The 19,848-nt window shown below is 63.7% G+C and carries 19 protein-coding genes; 6 read left to right on the top strand and 13 right to left on the bottom strand.

Translation table 11 applies throughout. The features are described 5' to 3' along the window. Positions 1-3 precede the first annotated feature (3 nt). The 3 genes from aguA to FZZ93_RS03735 all read left to right on the top strand — a co-directional run bounded on the left by aguA (position 4) and on the right by FZZ93_RS03735 (position 3,030). Entirely contained in the window at positions 4-1,116 is a 1,113-nt protein-coding gene (aguA, locus tag FZZ93_RS03745) for an agmatine deiminase (RefSeq protein ID WP_149320987.1), read from the top strand. A 465-nt stretch (positions 1,117-1,581) separates the two neighbouring features. Beyond that, positions 1,582-2,595, top strand: coding sequence for an LLM class flavin-dependent oxidoreductase (locus FZZ93_RS03740; protein ID WP_149320986.1), 1,014 nt, complete (start codon positions 1,582-1,584; stop codon positions 2,593-2,595). A gap of 69 nt (positions 2,596-2,664) precedes the next feature. Then, positions 2,665-3,030 carry a hypothetical protein gene (locus FZZ93_RS03735; protein WP_149320985.1) on the top strand — a complete coding sequence of 122 codons (366 nt, stop codon included), beginning with the start codon at positions 2,665-2,667 and terminating at the stop codon, positions 3,028-3,030. Between the two features lie 37 nt (positions 3,031-3,067). On the opposite strand, the gene salA is transcribed toward FZZ93_RS03735, so the two are convergent. After that, positions 3,068-4,378 carry a salicylate 1-monooxygenase gene (gene salA, locus FZZ93_RS03730; protein ID WP_223111761.1) on the bottom strand — a complete coding sequence of 437 codons (1,311 nt, stop codon included), beginning with the start codon at positions 4,376-4,378 and terminating at the stop codon, positions 3,068-3,070. Between the two features lie 219 nt (positions 4,379-4,597). Between salA and FZZ93_RS03725 the strand changes: the two genes are divergently transcribed. Further along, positions 4,598-5,506, top strand: coding sequence for a LysR family transcriptional regulator (locus FZZ93_RS03725; RefSeq protein WP_149320984.1), 909 nt, complete (start codon positions 4,598-4,600; stop codon positions 5,504-5,506). A 21-nt stretch (positions 5,507-5,527) separates the two neighbouring features. Here the strand turns inward: FZZ93_RS03725 and FZZ93_RS03720 are convergent, their stop codons facing one another. The 9 genes from FZZ93_RS03720 to FZZ93_RS03680 all read right to left on the bottom strand — a co-directional run bounded on the left by FZZ93_RS03720 (position 5,528) and on the right by FZZ93_RS03680 (position 14,556). Continuing rightward, positions 5,528-6,739 carry a benzoate/H(+) symporter BenE family transporter gene (locus FZZ93_RS03720; protein ID WP_149320983.1) on the bottom strand — a complete coding sequence of 404 codons (1,212 nt, stop codon included), beginning with the start codon at positions 6,737-6,739 and terminating at the stop codon, positions 5,528-5,530. Positions 6,740-6,858: 119 nt separating this feature from the next. Further along, positions 6,859-8,100, bottom strand: a complete 1,242-nt coding sequence (locus FZZ93_RS03715; RefSeq protein ID WP_149320982.1) for a benzoate/H(+) symporter BenE family transporter — start codon at positions 8,098-8,100, stop codon at positions 6,859-6,861. Positions 8,101-8,214: 114 nt separating this feature from the next. Beyond that, on the bottom strand, positions 8,215-9,030 hold the full coding sequence (gene benD / locus FZZ93_RS03710) for a benzoate diol dehydrogenase BenD (RefSeq protein ID WP_149320981.1): 816 nt from the start codon (positions 9,028-9,030) through the stop codon (positions 8,215-8,217). Beyond that, on the bottom strand, positions 9,027-10,070 hold the full coding sequence (benC, locus tag FZZ93_RS03705) for a benzoate 1,2-dioxygenase electron transfer component BenC (RefSeq protein WP_149320980.1): 1,044 nt from the start codon (positions 10,068-10,070) through the stop codon (positions 9,027-9,029). The genes benD and benC overlap by 4 nt, the downstream gene beginning before the upstream one ends. A gap of 36 nt (positions 10,071-10,106) precedes the next feature. After that, positions 10,107-10,598: a benzoate 1,2-dioxygenase small subunit gene (gene benB / locus FZZ93_RS03700; RefSeq protein WP_149320979.1), complete on the bottom strand. Its 492-nt coding sequence runs from the start codon at positions 10,596-10,598 to the stop codon at positions 10,107-10,109. A gap of 33 nt (positions 10,599-10,631) precedes the next feature. Continuing rightward, positions 10,632-12,011, bottom strand: a complete 1,380-nt coding sequence (locus FZZ93_RS03695; RefSeq protein ID WP_149320978.1) for a Rieske 2Fe-2S domain-containing protein — start codon at positions 12,009-12,011, stop codon at positions 10,632-10,634. A 61-nt stretch (positions 12,012-12,072) separates the two neighbouring features. Continuing rightward, complete coding sequence (gene catA / locus FZZ93_RS03690) at positions 12,073-13,047, bottom strand: catechol 1,2-dioxygenase (protein ID WP_149320977.1); 975 nt, start codon at positions 13,045-13,047, stop codon at positions 12,073-12,075. 55 nt (positions 13,048-13,102) lie between these two features. Further along, on the bottom strand, positions 13,103-13,393 hold the full coding sequence (catC, locus tag FZZ93_RS03685; protein ID WP_149320976.1) for a muconolactone Delta-isomerase: 291 nt from the start codon (positions 13,391-13,393) through the stop codon (positions 13,103-13,105). Positions 13,394-13,434: 41 nt separating this feature from the next. Continuing rightward, positions 13,435-14,556: a muconate/chloromuconate family cycloisomerase gene (locus FZZ93_RS03680; protein WP_149320975.1), complete on the bottom strand. Its 1,122-nt coding sequence runs from the start codon at positions 14,554-14,556 to the stop codon at positions 13,435-13,437. An 11-nt stretch (positions 14,557-14,567) separates the two neighbouring features. Here FZZ93_RS03680 and FZZ93_RS03675 point away from each other — a divergent pair, with 11 nt between their 5' ends. Then, positions 14,568-15,443, top strand: a complete 876-nt coding sequence (locus tag FZZ93_RS03675) for a LysR family transcriptional regulator (RefSeq protein WP_342780083.1) — start codon at positions 14,568-14,570, stop codon at positions 15,441-15,443. A 123-nt stretch (positions 15,444-15,566) separates the two neighbouring features. Here the strand turns inward: FZZ93_RS03675 and FZZ93_RS03670 are convergent, their stop codons facing one another. The 3 genes from FZZ93_RS03670 to pobA form a co-directional block, all read right to left on the bottom strand. Next, positions 15,567-16,328 carry an ion transporter gene (locus FZZ93_RS03670; RefSeq protein WP_149320974.1) on the bottom strand — a complete coding sequence of 254 codons (762 nt, stop codon included), beginning with the start codon at positions 16,326-16,328 and terminating at the stop codon, positions 15,567-15,569. Between the two features lie 77 nt (positions 16,329-16,405). Then, positions 16,406-17,191: a M48 family metallopeptidase gene (locus tag FZZ93_RS03665; protein ID WP_149320973.1), complete on the bottom strand. Its 786-nt coding sequence runs from the start codon at positions 17,189-17,191 to the stop codon at positions 16,406-16,408. A gap of 391 nt (positions 17,192-17,582) precedes the next feature. After that, positions 17,583-18,770, bottom strand: a complete 1,188-nt coding sequence (gene pobA, locus FZZ93_RS03660; RefSeq protein ID WP_149320972.1) for a 4-hydroxybenzoate 3-monooxygenase — start codon at positions 18,768-18,770, stop codon at positions 17,583-17,585. 150 nt (positions 18,771-18,920) lie between these two features. Here pobA and FZZ93_RS03655 point away from each other — a divergent pair, with 150 nt between their 5' ends. After that, positions 18,921-19,835 (top strand): helix-turn-helix domain-containing protein, encoded by a 915-nt coding sequence (locus tag FZZ93_RS03655; RefSeq protein WP_149320971.1) that lies wholly within the window; start codon positions 18,921-18,923, stop codon positions 19,833-19,835. Positions 19,836-19,848 lie beyond the last annotated feature (13 nt).

The raw sequence follows: 19,848 nt of genomic DNA, 5'->3' as shown, positions 1-19,848 counted from the left end.
CCCATGATCACGCCAACCTCCTCTGCCACACCTGCCAGTCTCGGCTTCTCCATGCCGGCCGAATTCGCGCCCCACGACGCCTGCTGGATGCTGTGGCCACAGCGTCCCGACACCTGGCGCTATGGCGCCAAGCCGGCCCAGCAGGCCTTCGTCGAGGTCGCCACAGCCATCGCCGAGAGCGAGACGGTGTTCGTCGGCGTCAACGACGAGCAGTACGAAAATGCCCGCAATCAATTGCCCGACCGCATTCGCGTGGTGGAGCTTTCCAGCAACGACGCCTGGATGCGCGACGTCGGCCCGACTTTCCTGACCCACCCTGATGGCCGGCTAGCTCTGGTGGACTGGGAATTCAACGCCTGGGGCGGGCTCGAGGGAGGGCTCTACTTCCCCTGGGACAAGGATCGCCGCATTCGTACCAAAATCGCCGAGATGCTCGGCGTCGAACGCTTCGTGGCGCCGGTGGTGCTGGAAGGCGGCGCCATCCACGTGGATGGCGAGGGCACGCTGATCACCACCGAGGAGTGCCTGCTCAATGCCAATCGCAACCCGAATCTCTCACGGGACAACATGGAGCAGGTACTGCGCGATACCCTGGGGGTGGAAACCATCATCTGGTTGCCACGCGGCTGCTATCTGGACGAGACCGACGGCCACGTCGACAACCTGTGCTGCTTCGTCGCCCCCGGTGAGGTGGCCCTGAGCTGGACCGACGACGCCGCCGACCCCCAGCACGCCATCTCCCGTGAGGCCCTGGCGATCCTGGAACAGGCCCGGGATGCCAAGGGGCGACCGCTCGAAGTGCACAAGCTGCCCCAGCCCGGTCCGCTGACCATCGATGCGGACGAAGCCAGCGGCATCGACCGGCTCAGCCACTCCCATCCGCGCCGGCCCGGCGATCGCATGGCCGGCTCCTACGTGAACTTCTACATCGGCAATTCGGTGGTCGTGATGCCGCTGCTCGATCCGGCAAGGGACGACGAGGCCAGGGCCATCATCGAGAAGCTGTTCCCGACACGCCGCGTGATCGGCGTGCCGGCCCGCGAGATCCTGCTCGGCGGTGGCAACATCCACTGCATCACTCAGCAGCAACCTCGGAGACATCGCGGCCAGACATGACAAGGAGAGCGACGGCCACGGTTCTCACAGCACCAGGTTGAGGATCAGCGCCGTCCCGCCTACCAGCAGGGCGGTGATCACGGCCAGCGTCACGATCCGATCCAGCCAGCGATCGAAACACGCCCAATCGCACCGCAACCGCCGGCTCGGCGCATGCCGCCGAGTCGCACCCGTTCGCTTGCGAGTCCGCGACATCCCCGCCATTGTTCTTCCACCCCCTTGAGCGCCCGCGTCACATCGCGCGACCGCCGTCATCCCTGTGGCCAATCTCGCCATCCTGGCGAAGAAATACGCCAATATCATGAGTATAAATAAACGTACGGTGCATGACATGCTCGGCGCATCTCTTATCAGCATCATCGCACGTGCGAATTGACCGCCTCCAAATCGTAGCCGGCCTGTTGTTTCTTCCTGGTGTCGCCCTCACCTACAAAGAAAGCATGCTAATTTTTGGAGCCCTTCCCCATGCCCCGACTAGCCGACACGCCCCTCTCCGTACTGGACCTAGCCCCCATCCGGCAGGGCGGCAGCGCCGCCGACAGCTTCGCCGAGAGCGTCGCGCTGGCCCGCCTGACCGAACGCCTCGGCTTCACCCGTTACTGGGTCGCCGAACACCACAGCATCGATGGCATCGCCAGCGCCGCCACCGCCGTGCTGATCGGCCACCTGGCCGAGCGAACCTCGCATATCCGCGTGGGCAGCGGTGGCATCATGCTGCCCAATCACCCGCCCCTGGTAATCGCCGAGCAGTTCGGCACCCTGGAAACGCTCTACCCGGGCCGCATCGACCTCGGCCTCGGGCGTGCTCCGGGCTCCGACGGTGCCACCATGGCCGCCATGCGTCGCGACCCGCGCGCCGGCGTCGACGACTTCCCCCAACGCCTCGAAGAGTTGCGCGGCTTCCTCGACGACGAGCGAGCCGACCAGCGCGTGCGCGCCATTCCCGGTCAGGGCACCAAGGTGCCAATCTGGCTGCTCGGCTCCAGCGACTACAGCGCGCGGCTGGCCGCCCGCGAAGGTCTGCCCTTCGCCTTCGCCGCCCAGTTCGCCCCGGCTCAGTTGCACGATGCTTTGCGACTGTATCGCGACAACTTCCAGCCCTCTTCAGTACTGGACGCCCCCTATGCGATGGTCGGCCTGCCGGTGGTCGCCGCCGAGAGCGACGAACAGGCGGAGTTTCTCGCCTCGACGGCACGCCAGAAGTTTCTCGGCATGATTCGCGGTCGCCGCACCAAGGCCCTGCCGCCGGTGGAACGACTCGACTGGTCTGCCCTGGAGCAGGCACAGGTCGAGCAGTTCTTCGGCGCCGCGGTCATCGGCGGCCCCCAGCGCGTCCATGACGGCCTCGAAGCCTTCCTCGACGCCACCGGTGCCGACGAGCTGATGATCCACACCGACGTCTACGCACAACAGGATCGTCTGCGCAGCTACGAAATCCTCGCCGAACTCTGGCAGACTGGCCGCAAGGAACATTCATGAAGCGGCGCTTTCCAAGTGGCAGTCATTCACGGCACGGTCGCGATGCGGCCGGCCACCATGGAGATTCCCATGCCCAACCCCAATGACCCGCGCAGCAATGCCGCCTGGCGCGCCGCGCAACAGTGGCAGCAGCGTGCCCGCCAGGCCAAGCCCGGCGGCAAGGTCAGCGGTATCAAGCTGCTGTTCACCTGGCTGTTCTTCGGCGTGATGATGATCATCGGCACCGTGATCGGCCTGGTATTCCTGCTGATCGGCTGGGCCATGCTGCCCTTCCTGCGTCACCGCATGAAGAAACGCATGGAGGAAATGCGCGCCGAACAGGCCCAGGACATCGGCGGCGAAACCTACCGCGAGCCCCGCTCGAACGACAGGGCGCGGGACCATCAGGTGCTCGAAGGCGACTACGAGACCCGCGACGACCGCTCGAACTCCTGATTCGCCCCGTCCTTCCAGCGAGGACCTGGTGATGGGATCAGGCTGAATGCCTGTCTACCCAGTCCAGCCGACGACGCGCTGCCGCCACATCGTCACGCGGATCGTGATTCCAGAGCCAGTCGAAGCGTCGCTCCAGGCCAGCGGCGAGATGTATTTCGTCATCGCCGATGCCCTCGCCGGCGTACTCGTAGATATCCCCCGCCTCACGGGACGTCGCCTGCACGCGGCAGGTCCTGGCATGTCGCACCGCCTCGAAGGCCGACAGCACCGAGGCGACATTGCCTCGATCACAGGATGCATCGCCCAGCAAGCTGGCCAGTACATAGGCATCCTCCAGGGCCTGCCCGGCCCCGGCGCCCTGGTGAGGCAGCATGGCATGGGCGGCATCACCGACGATCACCACCCGTTCGCGGACATAGCGCGGCAGTTCGGGCAACTCATGCAGCGCCCAGCGGGTCGGGTGGTCGATGCAACCGAGAATCGCCCGTGAAGCAGCGCCCCAGCCGGGGAAGTCGTCGAGCATCGTCTGCTGGTCGACCTCCGACACCCAAGGCGCGCCCTCCGGCAACTGTGGCTCGTCCGAGGAGCGATCGGTGACGAAGGCGACCACGTTGATCAACGTCCCCTGCTTCACCGGGAAGGTCAGGATATGGCGATCGGGCCCCAGGTACATCTGCGGCACCAAGGCCAACCGCTCGTCACAGCCCGTCTCGCGCATCGCCCGGCACAAGCGCTCGACGGGCACCAGGCCCCGATATGCCTGGGTGCCACTCCAGCGCGGTCCGAACTCGCCGTAGTTCGCCACCGGTAGCACATGCTCGCGCACCGCCGACTTGATACCGTCGTAGCCAATCAGGATATCGCCCCGGAAGGTACTGCCGTCCTCGAAGCTGACGCTGACGCCCTCAGCATCCTGCTCCACTATCCGGCAGCGCTTGCCGAAATGGGCGATGCCCTCGGGCAGGTGAGCGACGATGGCGGCCAGAAAATCCGCCCGGTGGACCGAAGACTGTCCACAGCCAGGAGCCAGCGTGGCCGTCAGGTAGGCCTCGTTCTGTCCACGGCGCCACTCGAACCAGACATCCTCGAAAGGCGCCGGCGAGGCATCGGCGATGCCCCGATAAGCTGCCTCCAGGCCAAGCAATGAAATCGCCCGCACCGCATTGGGCCCAAACGAGACCCCGGCACCGATCTCCGAGAAGCGTTCGGCGGCCTCGAAGAGATGGACGTCGAGATCGGGATGTCGGGCAAGGCCGACAGCGAGGGCCACACCCCCGATGCCACCGCCGACGATGCCGATACGAAGTCGCGATGCTCGGGAGTGCGGGTTGGAGTTCATTGTTGTCATGATCGCTTCCTGTCAGGGATGAATGAGGTAGCATCACGCTAGGTCCCACCTTTGTGGGTCACAACGAAGCGACCTTCATGCCGTGAATAAACGGCATTAATGATCATAAGAAACAGCGAGTTAGCATCCGGAAACCGAAGCATCCCAAGACCTTTGTCTAAACTAAAGAACACCTATCCCCATGCTCGCTCGCCCAGACACGACGGACACCGCCTCCACATGCGCAAGCTATCGGAGATCGATACCAACCTGCTGGTAGTGTTCGACCTGCTCTATCGCCATCGCAACACCCAGCGCGTCGCCGACCATCTCGGTCTGACCCAACCCGCGGTCAGCCATGCCCTGAAACGCCTTCGCACGCTACTCGACGACGAGCTCTTCGAACGCACTTCTCAGGGCCTGATGCCGACGCCCTACGCCACGCGTCTCCACGAGCCGGTCGCCCAGGGCCTCGCCGGCCTGCAGGACGCACTCAACCTGACCCACGATTTCGACCCTGCCACCAGCCAGCGCACCTTCCATATCGCCATGAGCGACATCGGTGAGATCTATTTCCTGCCTCGGCTGATGTCGCGGCTGGCCGAACTGGCCCCCTTGGTCTCGCTCGCCAGCGTGCGCAGCGATCTGCGCGACATGAAGCAGGACATGGAGGAAGGCCGCATCGACCTGGCGGTGGGGCTGATTCCGCAGCTGGATGCCGGCTTCTATCAGCAGCGGCTGTTCGTGCAGCACTACGTTTGCCTGATGCGCGAGGATCACCCTCTGGCAACGGAGAGCTTCTCGATGGAAGACTTCGTCTCGGCCCAGCATCTAGTGGTGGAGGCCAAAGGCACCGGTCACGGCCAGGTCGAGGAGTGGCTGGCCAAGGGCGGCGTCACCCGCCCGGCCCGCCTGCAACTGCCTCACTTCGTCGCGGTACCCTATATCATCAGCGGCACGGACCTGGTGGTCACCGTCACCGACAAGCTCGCCGAGGCCACCGCCGACCGCTTCGGGCTGTGCGCCATACCGCACCCCCTGGCACTGCCCGAGGTACCGATCAACCTGTTCTGGCACCGTCGTTTCCATCAGGATGCCGGCAATCGCTGGCTGCGCCGACTGATCCACGAGATGTTCGCCGAGGGCTGAGCGCGCCCCCTACTACCTTATTCAACGCGCGCTGCTGGATACCTTCTGAGGGTCCTCGCGACCGACGAGACGACGATGCAGGACGTTGTAGGCAATGGTGCCGATCACCACGCCCCAGAAGGCCGAGCCGAGTCCCAGGAAGCTCACACCCGAGGCGGTGGCCAGGAAGGTGATCACCGAGGCCTCGAGATGTTCCTTGCGCGCGGCGAAGGCGCTGATGTTGCTGGCGATGGCACCGATCAGCGCCAGCGCCAGCCCCGCCAGTACCGCCACGAACTCGCCGGGCAGCGAAGTGAACAACAGCACGATAGTGCCGGCGAAAGTACCGCCAATCAGGTAGAAGAGGCCATTGGCCACCCCGGCGATGTACCGCTTGCTCGGTTCCTTGTGGGCCTCCTCGCCGGTACAGATCGCGGCGGTGATCGCCGCGATCACCGTGGTGATGCCGCCAAAGCAGGCCATCGCCAGCGAGGTCAGGCTAGCCACGGTGACGATCGGTCGAGCCGGCGTGTTATAGCCGGATGTCCGCAATATCGCCATGCCGGGCAAAAACTGACCAGTGAGGCTGACCAGCACCAGCGGGAGTGCCAGGCCAAGCGTGCCCTGCCAGGTCCATTCAGGGCGGATAAAGGTCGGCGAGGCCAGTTGCACAGTGACGCCCTCGAGGCTCGCTCCTTCCAGCACCACGGCCAGCACGATACCGACAATCAGCAACAGCACTAGGCAATAGCGTGGCGTCAACCGCTTGAACACCAGATAGGCCAGCAGCATGCCGATCATCAGCGCCGGCACCGTGGCCAGCGACTCGAAGACGCCAACCCCGAACTGGAAGAGGATGCCTGCCATCATGGCACTGGCGATACCCGGCGGGATCGCCTGGATGATGCGGTCGAAGGAGCCCGTCACGCCGATCACGAGGATCACCACCGCCGCGGTGAGATAGGCCCCCACAGCCTCGTTGATCGACAACTCGGGAAACAGCGTCACTAAAAGCGCCGTGCCCGGCGCCGACCAGGCCGTGACCACCGGCACGCGTAGCCACAGGCTGAGTCCGATGCCGGACACGGCGGCCCCGATGGAGATCGCCCAGACCCAGGAGGTCATCATCGCCGGCGAGACGTCAGCGCTCTGGGCGGCCTGGAAGAAGATGGCCAGCGGCCCGGCATAGGAGACCAGCACCGCCACGAAACCGGCGGTGACGGCGGGAATCGACCAGTCCTTGAAGCGTCGCATGGAGAGTTCCTTGGCATGGCGGGAGGAGACGCCGAACGGCGCTCCGCGAGAAAAAAAGACCCGTGCTGTCAGGCAGCGACGGGCCAACGGAGAATCAGATATCGCGCGATAGCCAGTCCTCAGGCGCTGGGCTCGTGGACGACCTGACGAATGAACTCGAAGTCCTTGGTCTCGAAGATCAGCGAGATTAACACGCCCAGTACCAGAGCCCAGAAGGAGGCGCCGATGCCCAGTATCTGCAGCCCGGAGGCGGCGATCAAAAAGGCGAACAGCCCGCCCATCTCGTGCTTGCCGCCGGCGAATGTCATGTACATCGCCGAGGTAATCACCTTGAGCAGGGCCAGGCCGGCGACGATGGCCACGAAGTAGGACGGCATCGCCTTGATCAGGCTGATCACGTAGCCATAGAAAGGCGCGGCCACCACGAAGATAGCCCCGGCAATCACCGCTGCCACCCAACGTTTATCCAGCCTGCCGGCCTCGGGCGAGGAGCAGATGCCGGTCATCGGTGCAGCGATGCAGGTGCTGTGCAGGTTGAAGAAGGAAGAGATCATGGTCGCGAAGCCGCCTACCGCAGTAATGGCGTTGGCCGGCACCTGCTTGTAGCCCATGCCCTTGACCAGCCCTACGCCGGCGGGAGTCTCCATGCCCACCAGGATCAGCGCCAGCGGAAGGCCGTAGGCCAGAAAAGCTTCCAGGGTGAAGGTGGGCACGATGAATTCGGGAAAGGTCACCGAGAGCTCCACACCGGAGAAGTCGATGCCGGCATAGGCCATGTAGGCGATACCGGCCAGCATGGCCACGATCAGCGGCGGAACCCGGCGCAGGAAACGAGCCGACAGGAAGAAGGCCAGGATCATGATCGCCGCCGGCAGCATGGCATTCTCCAGCGGTGCCACCATGTTGAGGCCGAACTTGAGCAGTACGCCGCCGACCATGCCCATGACGATCGGCATGGGAATCAGCTTCATGACGATGCCCATCACCCCGGCGAGCCCGGCCACCAGCGCAATGGCTCCGGCAATCAGCGAGGCGCCGAGCGCGGCCTCCACACCGACCACCGGGATGATGGCAGCGAACAGCAGCGCCCCGGGAATCGAGTTGGCCATCGGCAGTGGCAGCCTGTAGTAGGCGGGCATGACCAAGCCGAACAGGCCATTGATCAGCAGATAGGCGATGACCCAGATCATGATGAACTGCGAGTCGAGCCCCGCAGCTGTGCCGGCGCCGACATGGATCACGCTGGCGCTGATGCCAAAGAGACCGGCCACGATCCCCGCGCTGACGTTGTCGACGTTGAGGTCACGGATGAAGTCAGCCGGCACATGCCGCAGGCTGACGCCTTTCTCGATATGTTTCATGCTGTGCTCCGGATGTTGTTGTCATTGGTATCAGGGCTTGCAGGTCCCGCCCCTACCGGGGCGGCGTCTGGCAGTCACTGAAAAGTCGCCGAACGCAGGCCTTTTCAGCGCGGCCTAGCCGAGGTCTCCCCCGGCCACCGGCAACACACTGCCGGTGATATAGCTGGCCTCGTCCGAGGCCATGAACAGGATCGGCGCGGCCATCTCGTCCAGGGTGCCGTAGCGACCGAACAGGCAACTCTGCCTGGTCTGGTCGATATGCGCCTGGAACCAGGCCTGCTCCGTCTCGTCACGCGGCTCAGGCGTACCCCGAGAGATGCGCCGCGGCGGGGCTTCGGTCCCGCCGGGGGCCGTGGCCACGACCCTTATGCCATGCTCGGCGTACTCGAAGGCCAGTGATGCGGTCATGGCGTTGACCCCGCCCTTGGCCGCCGAATAGGGAATACGGTGAATGCCACGCGTCGCCGCCGACGAGACGTTGACGATCACCCCGTCGCCCTGCGCCACCATGGTCGGCAGTACCGCTCGGCAGCACCACAGCGTCGGCATCAGCGATCGGGTGATCTCGGCCGAGACCTCGGTGGCAGTGAACTCGGTGAACGGCTTGAAGTTGATCGCCCCGCCCACGTTGTTGATCAGGATATCGACACGTCCGTAGTGCTCGCGGGCCTTCTGCATGACACGCTCGGCGCCTTCCCAGGTCTCGAGGTCGGCCTGCAGGGCGATGGCCTCGGCGCCTTGCTCACGAAGTTCGGCAACCACTTCCTGGACGATGTCGGCGCGATCCACCAGAGCCAGGCGGGCACCCTCGGCGGCAGCACATTCTGCGACGCGTCGGCCGATGCCCTGGGCGGCACCGGTGATTACCATCACCCGGTCCTGAAAACGAGGGCCCTGAAGACGCGAGCTGGCGAAGCGTTGTGCACTCATGCGGCCTCTCCAGGTGCCTGGTTGGGGGTGAACTTCTCGTAGTGGAAGCTGCGCGGCTCGATGCCGTGCTCATCGAAGTGCCTGAGCACGGCATCAACCATGGGCGGCGGCCCGCATAGGTAGACGTCGACATCGCCATCGTGGAGCACCTCGGCATCCATGTGATGGGTGACATAACCCTTGCGCGGATTCTGGCTTCCCTCGTCCACCACCACGGTGGAGTAGGTGAAGTTCGCGAGTCGCTCGACAAAGGCATCCAGGACGTCCGTCTTGACCAGGTGATCGTCCTTGTTGACGCCGTAGATCAGGTGAACCGGCGGCTCACTCCCCTGCCCTTCTTCCTGCTGCTGGGCCAACTGTTCGAGCATCGAAAGAAAGGGTGCCAGGCCGGTCCCGCCGGCCAGCATCAGCACCGGGCGAGTGATCTCGCGCAGATAGAAGCTTCCCATCGGACCGGTCATGGCAAGGCGCTCGCCCGGCGCCGCTCGATCGGTGAGGTAGCCACTCATCAAGCCGTTCGGCACATTGCGGATCAGAAAAGTGACCCGCGAATCGCCCGGTCGGGAGCTGAAGGAATAGGAGCGGTGTTCGCCGGTGCCAGGCACATCGATGTGGATATACTGGCCGGGCAGGAAAGCCAGCTCGGCACCGTCCTCCAGGTCGATCGCCAGCTCGATGCTGTCCTCGGAAAGCGGTTCGACGGATACCAAGGTTCCCTCGACCTTGCCCACCTCGGTCTTGCACAGGCGGGACGCGACCGGCACCTGAATGACGCAGTCGGAGGACGGTACCATCTGGCAGGTCAGCACCTGCCCCTCGGCAGCCTCCTCGTCGGACAGCGCTTCATCCAGGTACTCGTCTCCCAGGTCGAAGGCACCTTGCTCGCAGTGTCCCTTGCAGGTGCCGCAGACACCGTCGGAGCAGTCCATCGGCAGATTGACCCTCTGCCGATAGGCGGCATCGAGCACGGTTTCTCCGTCATTGCAGCCAATGAAGCGGGTCACGCCGTCCTCGAAGTTGAGGGCAATGGTGTAGCTCATGATCGTTCTCCTCCCTCTCAGGTCCATGCGTCCCGATCAGATGTGGTAGACGTCGATGACCTGATGGATGTAATCGTTGTTCAGCACCACCTTCTTGCGGGTGATCTGCAGCGTCTCTCCCGACACATCCAGGGTGTAGAAGGATGCCCCGAAGAACTGGTTGGTCTGCTGGTAGCGATGGCTCAAGGTGTGCCAATTGAAGCGCAGCGCCACCTCGCTCCCTTCCTGCTTCAGCACTTCCAGATTGCTGATCAGGTGCGTGGTACGCGGCTCGGGGATGCTGGTCGCCCCGCTGCGCTCGGTCTTGATCCGATAGACCCGGTCCTCGAGCCCTTCCCGATTCGGGTAATAGATCAGCGAGATCTCGCTGTGCGGGTCCTCGGTCAACCTGTCGTCGTCGTCCCAGGCCGGCATCCAGAACTCCACGTCCGGGTGATAGCACTCGAGCCAGTCGTCCCACTGGCGGTCGTCGAGCAGGCGTGCCTCGCGGTGTACGAAGGCCTGGATATCCTCGAATGTGATGCTCATGGTGTGCTCCCCTTGTTATCGGTCACGAGGCACTCAGGCCGACTCGCTGACGGGCTCGGTGGCAATGAACTGGCTGCGTTCCTTGTCGATGGCGCGCAGCATTTCCTCGACCCAGTGCTTGTGGTGCAGCACATAGAGGCCTTCGTCTTCCGGGGAGGCCCCGCTCAGCAGCGGCTTCATGTCGATCTCCCGAGCGTTGTCGTCGGCGCCCTCAATCCACTGCCTGGCGCCACGGCTGAGGTCGTTCCACTCGGCGTCCAGCCCTTGATAACCGTTCTGGCAGGCACGGAACTCTTCCAGGTCGTCCGGCGTTCCCATGCCCGAGACGTTGAAGAAATCCTCGTACTGGCGGATGCGCACCCGGCGGTTCTCGGCCGACTCACCCTTGGGCGCGAAGCAGTAGATGGTGACCTCGCTCTTGTCCACGGACAGCGGGCGGATCACCCGGATCTGGGTAGAGAACTGGTCCATCAGGTAGACGTTGGGGTAGAGACAGAGATTGCGGGTCTGGTTGACGATGGAATCGGCCCGAGCTTCACCGAACTGCTCCTCGATCCACTCCTTCTGGGTGTAGACCGGACGCACCTCGGGGTTGAGCAGTCGTGTCCACAGCATCATGTGGCCATTCTCATAGGAATAGAAACCGCCCTGACTCTTCGACCAGCCGTCGGCGTCCACCGCCTGAGTGCCGCCAGCGTCGTAGTTGCGGCGATCCATGGTCGAGGCGTAGTTCCAGTGCACGGTGCTGACGTGGTAACCATCGGCACCGTTCTCCGCACCCAGCTTCCAGTTGCCGTTGAAGGTGTACGACGAAGTGCCACGCAGGATCTCCAGGCCTTCCGGCGCCTGGTCGACGATGTTGTCGATGATCTTTCGAGTCTCGCCCAGGTACTCCTCCAGCGGCACCACGTCAGCGCTCAAGCTGCCGAACAGAAAGCCCTTGTAGCTCTCGAATTTCGGCAAGCGCTTGAGATCATGGGAGCCCTCCTGCTTGAAGGTCTCCGGATAGGCACCGGTCTTCTCGTTCTTGGCCTTGAGCAGGCGGCCGTCGTTCTTGAAGGTCCAGCCGTGGAAAGGGCAGGTAAAGGTGCCCTTGTTGCCGCGCTTCTTGCGGCACAGGGTGGCGCCACGATGAGCGCAGGCGTTGATCAGGGCATGCAGCTCACCGGCCTTGTCACGGGTGACGATCACCGGCTGGCGGCCCAGGGTCACGGTCATGTAGTCGCCCGGCTCGACAACCTGGCTTTCGTGGGCCAGGAACATCCAGTTGCCTTCGAAGACATGCTTCATCTCGAGTTCGAAGAACTCGGGATCGGTAAAGATGCTGCGATGCACTCGGAAGGTACCAGCCTCGGCGTCGTCCTCGACGGCACCACGGACGCGCTTCTCAAGCCGGTCAAGTTTGCTGGTCATGATCCAATACCTCGATATCTTGTCGTCTTTGTCGTCGGAGCCTGTCAGGAGCAGATGCAGATCAGACCCTGGCACTACCCGCCAGCTGGCTGGCCTGATCCTGCTCGTCTTCCTTGGCACGCGGGCGGGCGTGGCGATGCTGCAGCGCCTGGTCGTCGGTCACCGACAGCTCGACATCGAACGTCACTTCAGTGAAGGGGCCTTCCAGACCGCGTCGGCTCGCCTCTTCTGCGTCCTCGATGCGCCTGCCCTCGACGACGAGTTCCTCACGGGTGGCAAAGGCGAAGTCGTCATAGGTGTAGGGGTCGCCGGCCAGGTTGATCTGGGTGGTCAGATGCTGATGCCCCGGCGCCGAGATGAAGTAGTGGATATGCGCCGGACGCTCGCCATGGCGACCCAGCGACTTGAGCACCTGATCGGTCGGCGCGCCTTCCGGAACGCCGTAGCCGGAGGGGATGATGCTCTGCGCGGTGTAGCGTCCCTCGGCGTCGGTATAGATCGTGCGACGCAGGTTGTACTCGCTCTGGCTCGGGTCGAAGAAGGAGTAGCCCCCCTTGGAATCGGCATGCCAGATCTCGACCTTGGCGCCAGCGATCGGCTGACCGTCGGTACCTCGTACCTGGCCGGTCAACCACATGGGCTCTCCATCCCGATCCTCACCGTCATCCATGCGTGCGAAACCTTCCGTCTCCGGGGCGCCGGCCACGTAGAGCGGCCCCTCGATGGTGCGTGGCGTACCGCCGGTACGCCGGGCCTCGGCGTCGATGGCGTCCTGGCGCATGTCCAGGTAATGGTCGAATCCCAGGCCCGGCGACAGCAGGCCAAACTGGGTTTCGCCGCCCAGGGCGTTGAGCAGGCTGACGGTGGACCAGTATTCCTCGGGCGTGACATCGAAGTCGTCGATCAGTCGGTACAGGTCCGAAAGCAGTCGGTGCATGATCTGCTTGGCTCGTTCATTACCGCCCGCCTGCTCGAGTCCACTGACGGTCTTCAGGAAGTCCTGAACCTCCGGGGTATCGAAGATGGTGACGCTCATGGTGTGCTCTCCTCGTCATTGTCGTTTTTCTTGTGATGTCGTCCGTCGGCGCCGCTCAGTGGTCGTCGTCGCGGATCGACGATGGGTGACGGCACAGCGGTTTCACGCTGATGGCCATGTAGGGAAACAGCGGCAGGTTCGAGACGATGTCCTGCAATTCGGCGTTGTCGTCGACATCGAAGATGCTGACGTTCGAGTAGCTGCCGGCGACCCGCCACAGGTGGCGCCACTTGCCGGCCCGCTGAAGCTCCTGGGAGTAAGCCTTCTCGGTCGCCTTGATCTCGGCGGCCTGTTCGGCCGGCATGTCCGGCGGCAACTTCACGGTCATTTCCACCTGAAACAGCATGTCTATCCTCCAATCCTCATGGATGCTTGAAACGGGTCCGTTCACGCCGGGCGGGCGTAGTGGGCGAGCTTGTCTTCATCGAGGGCGAGGCCGAGCCCGGGGCCAGACGGCAGATCGACGCCGAATTCGTGGTAGTCCAGCGGCGTGGTCACGATGTCGTCCCGGAGCAGCAGGGGGCCGAACATTTCGGTGCCCCAACGCAATTCCCCCAGGGTCGACCAGGCGTGCAACGAGGCGGCGGTACCGATGGTGCCCTCCAGCATGGTGCCGCCGTAGAGGCCGTGGCCGGCCGCCCTGGCCACCTCCGCCAGCGCCAGGGCTCCACGTGGCCCGGCCGATTTGGCGATCTTCAGGGCAACGGCGCCGCTGAAGCCGGCCGTGGCCAGCGTCATGCCATCGCGGGCATCGGCCACCGCCTCGTCGGCCAGCAGCGGTACCCGGAATCGATCGGCCAGACGAACCAGCCCGTCATGGTCCCGGGCCGGGATGGGTTGTTCGATCAGTTCGACGCCAGCGTCTTGCAGGGCGGCAATGCCGCGCACCGCGGTGGCCTCGTCCCAGGCCTGGTTGACGTCGACCCGCACGCCGGCCCGGTCGCCCAGTGCAGCTTTGATGGCGGCCACGTGGCGCACGTCCTCATCCACGGCATTGGCGCCTATCTTGAGCTTGAAATCACAGTGGCGACGGTCATTGAGGCGTTGCTCCGCCTCGTCGATATCCTTGCGGGTATCGCCACTGGCCAGGGTCCAGAGCACCGGCAAGTGCACGTGGCGGCTCCCTCCCAGCAAGGTGGCCACCGACACGCCCAGCCGCTTTCCCTGGGCATCCAGCAGCGCAGTCTCGAGCGCCGACTTGGCGATGGCGTTGCCGCGAGCTTGGCTGTCCAGTCGAGCCCGCAGGTGGTTAATGGCACCGGAGGGCTCGCCGATCAGCAACGGCGCCAGATAGGTATCGATATGGAGCTTGATGCTTTCCGGGCTCTCGGGGCCGTAGCTCAGTCCCCCAATGGTGGTGCCCTCGCCCAGGCCCTCAATGCCATCGGAATGACGCATGCGCACGATGACCAGCGTCTGGCAGGCCATGGTGGTCATCGACAGCTTGTGCGGTCGGATGGTCGGCAGGTCGACCAGCAGGGTCTCGATGGACTCGATCACGGCAGGCATGTGGGCTCCCGATGCAAAACCAGACTGAAGGTGTAAGGCGCAGTCTGATTGCGTGCCGCACAGGGAACCAATATGGTTTGAGTGCCTGGCCATACCCTGGAGGTATCATGGAGCTACGCCATCTACGCTACTTCTGCGTCGCAGCCGAGGAGCTGAACATGACGCGAGCAGCTGCTAGATTACACATGGCGCAACCCCCTTTGACTCGACAAATCAATCAGTTGGAGTCAGAAATCGGTGCCAGACTGTTCGAACGCGGCCCTCGAGGGCTGACCCTGACGGCAGCAGGCCAGTTCTTCCATGAGCATGCGCTGCAAATACTCGAAAAGGTCGACACCACAGTCACCGCCACTCGGCGAATCGCCCGCAGCCACCGCGAGTTGTTCGGCATCGGCTTCGTGCCCTCCTTGTTCTACGGACAACTACCGCTGCTGGTACGCGGTTTGCGACAAAAGGATGACGTGGAGTTGACGCTGGTCGAGCTGACCTCGATCCAGCAGATCCAGGCGCTAAAGGCGGGACGCATCGACATCGGCTTCGGACGCCTGCGCATCGACGACCCCGAGATCGAGCAGGAAATACTCTTCGAGGAGCCCTTGATGGTGGCCATGCCCCACGGCCACCCCTTGGAAGGCACCACGCCGAGCATGGCGGAACTGGCCGAGTATCCGCTGATCCTGTTCCCGGCCACGCCGCGCCCGAGCATGGCCGACACGGTGCTCGGCATGTTCCGGCGACGCGGCCTGAAGGCGAAGATCGCCCAGGAAGCCAACGAGATGCAGACGGCGCTCGGTCTAGTCGTCTCGGACCTGGGTATCACACTGGTTCCAGAGCAGGTCAAGCGCCAGCAGCGAGACGGCATCAGCTACGCCTACCTCGCCGAATAGCACATCACCACGCCAATCATCTGCAGCCGACGCAAGGGTGAGCCCCCTTCGCCGGTGATGCAGGAAGCCAACGCCATTCTGGAGGTGCTGGTGGAAAATCGTCGGACCGGACGCTATCCCTGATCAACGCTCGCCGGAGGGCGGATCACGCTCATCCCTGAGGGCCGCGACCTCCTGGCGAAGCGCCTGGATCTCGCCATACAGGTCGCGGATCAACTCACGACTGGCGCGGTGCTGACGCGCGTTTTCGTCGTCCTGTTCCTCGACGAACAGCGAGCCGACATAGGCGGCGAAGCTGCCGAACATGCCAACCCCGGCGACCATCAGCATGACCGCCACGATACGTCCCAGTGTGGTGATCGGATAATAGTCCCCATAGCCCACGGTGGTGACTGTGACGAAGGCCCACCACAGCGCCTCCTCGGCGGTGTCGATGCTGCTCTCCGGGTTGGGCCCTTCCACCATCAGGATCGTCATGGAACCGAAGGCCACCAGCAGCAGGGTCGCCGTGGTGACCGAGACGAAGAACCCTTTGGCGCGGTTGCGGAACAGCACTCGCCAGATCATGTGCAGCGACTTGATCGCCCTCAGCAGACGAATGACCTGCACAACGCGCACCAGGCGGCCGGCGAACAGCCAGCCGGCGGGAATGCTCGCCACCAGGTCGATCCAGCCCCAGCGCATGAAGCGCCACTTGTCGCGCGCGGCTCGAAAACGAATGCAGAAATCAGCAAAGAAGAACAGGCAGACGAACAGATCGATATAGTGCAACAGGCGCGACATCTCGGGCGACAGGGTGAACAACACGTCCACCGCCAGCGCGCCGAGCACATAGATCGACAGCACCAGGATCAATAACTGGAAGGGGGATAGATGATCATCCATGGACGACTACCGAGTTGCGAAGACAAGCCTTCGCCACCTTAACCGGCCATGTCGGGCTTGTCGCCCCAGGGGCGGCATCACGCACAGGTCGAAGGCGCCGCCGTTTCACGGATGTCTCGTGCCTCCGGCAGGTGTTTCTGCAACAGCTCGATGCGTGATTCGTGTGCCGGGTGGGTCGACAGGAATTCCGGCGGCTGGTCGCCCCCGGCGACGGCCATGTTGCGCCACAGCGCCACGCTCTGGGCGGGATCGAAGCCCGCCTCGGCCATGATCATCAGGCCCATCAGGTCGGCCTCTTCCTCATGGGTGCGACTGAAGGGCAAGGCAATGCCCAACCGAGCCCCGATGCCCAGCGCACGCTGCAACGGTTCCTGAGCAAGCTCGCCCTCGCCCAGCAGGCCAACCAGCAGCAACGCCGCCTTGATGCCCAATTGCTGAGTCATGCGCTCGTTTCCATGATCGGCCAGGACATGTCCGATTTCGTGCCCGATCACCGCCGCCAGTTGAGACGGTGATTCAGCCACCCTCAACAGGCCGGCATGCACACCGATGCGACCGCCCGGCAAGGCGAAGGCATTGGGAGACGAGCGATCGAAGACCACCACCCGCCAGTCGTCGGGCATCTCCGCCTCCGGATACCGGCGACGCGCCGCGGCCACCAGAGCCTCGGCCACGCATTCCACCCGCCGATTGATCGTGGCCCCGGTGGCGATAGGCCCCTGCTGGCGCATCTGTTCGAAGGCATCCGCCCCCATCTGCGACATCAGCGTATCGGGCACCAGCGCCAACTGCTGACGACCGGTGGGCGTCTGATCGCAGCCCGCCAGAAGCAGGCCCAACAAGAGTCCCAGCCATCCTCGCATCACCATTCCTCGACTCACGGTAGGGCGCGGAGCGGCCCCGACGTTCGATATGATCTCCCTGTACGGCCGACGATGTCACGCACCACTGCCATCGATCCAGAGCACGCATGCTCGGCTGACAGCGGGAAAAGCCCCTTTGGGCCCCGGTCTTCGCGAATGTCCCCTGCTTCTTCATGAGGCCGCCTGAAAACGCAGATAGTTGCAGCGGGCGATGGGCAGGATTGATCTCAGCGATACGCGCGGCATGACGCCACTGGCCCAGGATCGAGCCACGCTCTTTGCACACACGGAGGATCACCGTTCGCCTCGATGCCGCCCGGCCAGCAGCTACAGACTGCCTTGCTTAGTCCCCCGGCCTTCGCGAATGACATCGAAGAATGCTCGGTTCTGGCTATTCCAGCGGCTCGTAGGGCAGGCCCACATAATTCTCCGCGATGGTGGTTAGGCCCGCCTCGGAGCCGGTCACGTAATCGAGCTCGGCCTGCTGCATGCGGCTGCCGAAGTCTTCCTCGTCGGAGAATTTGTGCAGCATCGAGGTCATCCACCAGGAGAAACGCTCGGCCTTCCAGATACGCTTCAGGCAGGTTCGGGAGTAGTTCGGGATCAGGTCGGTGCGACCCTCGTGGTAGACCTTGACCAGTAGCCGATAGAGGCTGTTGACGTCGCTGGCCGCGAGATTGAGCCCCTTGGCCCCGGTCGGCGGCACGATATGCGCGGCATCGCCCACCAGGAAAAGCCGGCCGTATTGCATGGGCTCAACAACAAAGCTGCGCAGCGGGGCGATGCTCTTCTCCAGGGAGGGGCCGGTGACCAGTTTCGCCGCCACGTCCTCGGGAACGCGCCGCTTGAGTTCTTCCCAGAAACGTTCGTCCGACCAGTCCTCGACCTTCTCCTCCAGCGGCACCTGGAGGTAATAGCGACTGCGGGTCTCGGAGCGCATGCTGCACAGTGCGAAACCACGCTCGTGACGGGCATAGATCAACTCGTCGGCGACCGGCGGTGTATCGGACAGCAGCCCCAGCCAGCCAAAGGGATAGATGCGCTCGAATTCCTTGATACGATCCTTGGGAATCGTCCGGCGCGACACGCCGTGATAGCCATCGCAGCCCGCCACATAATCGCAATCGAGGCGCTGCGTTTCGCCGTGCTTGTCGACGAAGGTGACATAGGGGCATTCGGTGTCGAGATCGTGAGGCTGGACGTCATCGACTTCATAGAGCGTCGTGCCACCAGTCGCCTGGCGCGCCGCCATCAGGTCGCGGGTCACCTCGGTCTGGCCGTAGACCATCACCTGCTTGCCGCCGGTCAGGCCGGCCAGGTCGATACGCACCCGACGGTTGTCGAAGGCCAGTTCGACACCGTCATGAGGCAGGCCCTCGGCATCCATGCGTTCGTCGACGCCAGCCTCGCGCAGCAGGTCGACCATGCCCTGTTCCAGCACTCCGGCGCGAATGCGGCCGAGCACGTATTCCCCTGAGCGGCGCTCGAGGATGACGTTGTCGATGCCCTGGCGCTGCAGCAATTGTCCCAGCAACAGGCCCGAGGGCCCGGCACCGATAATGGCGACCTGTGTCTTCATGGGAAGTCCTCCCCGGCAATCGTGGACAATTCAATGACTTGCATTTTTCAATGAAATGCCTGCCTGTATAAGGCAATATCCACACCACCATTTGGACATTTCCGGCATTTACTACCTACATTGGTCGTAGGCCCACCGCCAGGACGCCCCATGCCCGATTCTCTCGTGCCCGTCTTCCAGCTCTATGGCGAAACACGCCAGTGGCCGACCCCTGATCTGCTGCACTGCGAATCGATCCCCGAGCGCAGCCGTCGTCATGACTGGCGCATTCGCCCACACCGCCATGCCGACCTCTGCCACCTCCTGTATCTCGCCGAAGGCCTAGTGGCCCTGGAGCTGGAAGGTGGCAACCGCTCGCTCGAGGCCCCACAGCTGATCGTGGTGCCGGCCATGAGCATTCATGGCTTCCACTTCTCGCCGGATACCCAGGGTCACATCATCACCCTGTCGCGGCCGCTGGTCGAAAGGCTGCAAGCCCACCTGGACAGCCAATCCGGTGTACTGTCGAAGCCCGATGCCCATGCGTTGGGCACGACACGGCACCATGGGCGCATCGCTACCCTGGTCGAGCAGATCGACGACGAGTATCGCCATCCCGCCCTGGGGCGCTCGCACCTGCTGGAAGCCCTGGTGGAAGCGCTGACCATCGAGACGACACGACTGGCCGAGACGACCGCTCGGCAACCGTCCCGCGCGCGCCCTCGCCAGCGGGACAAGGCCAGGGAGCACCTGCAGACCTATCAGACGCTGATCGAAGCTCAGTTCAGCCAGCAGCCCAGCATCGAGCATTTCGCCGAACAGTTGGGTGTGACCAGCGCTCACCTCAACACGCTCTGCCGGCGCCTGGCTGGACGCAGCGCCCTGCAATTGCTCCATGAGCGGCTATTGCTGGAAGCCAAGCGCCAGCTCACCTATACCAACCTGACCATCGGCGAAGTGGCCGAAGGCCTAGGATTTTCCGAGCCAGCCTATTTCACGCGCTTCTTCAAGCGACTCACGGGACTGCCGCCCAAGGACTTCCGCCGCCGCCAGGAAGCCGATGCAGCGGGTCGCAAGCAACAATAGGCCGGCTACTACC

Source organism: Halomonas eurihalina (genome assembly GCF_008274785.1).
In the GTDB taxonomy this organism is placed as follows: Bacteria; Pseudomonadota; Gammaproteobacteria; order Pseudomonadales; family Halomonadaceae; genus Halomonas; species Halomonas eurihalina.
This window is presented reverse-complemented; position numbering and strand designations above follow the sequence as displayed.

Bases quoted from the DNA above. Each gene is read 5' to 3' on its own strand.
- aguA (WP_149320987.1), top strand. From the start codon at position 4: ATGATCACGCCAACCTCCTCTGCCACACCTGCCAGTCTCGGCTTCTCC.
- FZZ93_RS03740 (WP_149320986.1), top strand. From the start codon at position 1,582: ATGCCCCGACTAGCCGACACGCCCCTCTCCGTACTGGACCTAGCCCCC.
- FZZ93_RS03735 (WP_149320985.1), top strand. From the start codon at position 2,665: ATGCCCAACCCCAATGACCCGCGCAGCAATGCCGCCTGGCGCGCCGCG.
- salA (WP_223111761.1), bottom strand. From the start codon at position 4,378: ATGACAACAATGAACTCCAACCCGCACTCCCGAGCATCGCGACTTCGT.
- FZZ93_RS03725 (WP_149320984.1), top strand. From the start codon at position 4,598: ATGCGCAAGCTATCGGAGATCGATACCAACCTGCTGGTAGTGTTCGAC.
- FZZ93_RS03720 (WP_149320983.1), bottom strand. From the start codon at position 6,739: ATGCGACGCTTCAAGGACTGGTCGATTCCCGCCGTCACCGCCGGTTTC.
- FZZ93_RS03715 (WP_149320982.1), bottom strand. From the start codon at position 8,100: ATGAAACATATCGAGAAAGGCGTCAGCCTGCGGCATGTGCCGGCTGAC.
- benD (WP_149320981.1), bottom strand. From the start codon at position 9,030: ATGAGTGCACAACGCTTCGCCAGCTCGCGTCTTCAGGGCCCTCGTTTT.
- benC (WP_149320980.1), bottom strand. From the start codon at position 10,070: ATGAGCTACACCATTGCCCTCAACTTCGAGGACGGCGTGACCCGCTTC.
- benB (WP_149320979.1), bottom strand. From the start codon at position 10,598: ATGAGCATCACATTCGAGGATATCCAGGCCTTCGTACACCGCGAGGCA.
- FZZ93_RS03695 (WP_149320978.1), bottom strand. From the start codon at position 12,011: ATGACCAGCAAACTTGACCGGCTTGAGAAGCGCGTCCGTGGTGCCGTC.
- catA (WP_149320977.1), bottom strand. From the start codon at position 13,047: ATGAGCGTCACCATCTTCGATACCCCGGAGGTTCAGGACTTCCTGAAG.
- catC (WP_149320976.1), bottom strand. From the start codon at position 13,393: ATGCTGTTTCAGGTGGAAATGACCGTGAAGTTGCCGCCGGACATGCCG.
- FZZ93_RS03680 (WP_149320975.1), bottom strand. From the start codon at position 14,556: ATGCCTGCCGTGATCGAGTCCATCGAGACCCTGCTGGTCGACCTGCCG.
- FZZ93_RS03675 (WP_342780083.1), top strand. From the start codon at position 14,568: ATGCAAAACCAGACTGAAGGTGTAAGGCGCAGTCTGATTGCGTGCCGC.
- FZZ93_RS03670 (WP_149320974.1), bottom strand. From the start codon at position 16,328: ATGGATGATCATCTATCCCCCTTCCAGTTATTGATCCTGGTGCTGTCG.
- FZZ93_RS03665 (WP_149320973.1), bottom strand. From the start codon at position 17,191: ATGCGAGGATGGCTGGGACTCTTGTTGGGCCTGCTTCTGGCGGGCTGC.
- pobA (WP_149320972.1), bottom strand. From the start codon at position 18,770: ATGAAGACACAGGTCGCCATTATCGGTGCCGGGCCCTCGGGCCTGTTG.
- FZZ93_RS03655 (WP_149320971.1), top strand. From the start codon at position 18,921: ATGCCCGATTCTCTCGTGCCCGTCTTCCAGCTCTATGGCGAAACACGC.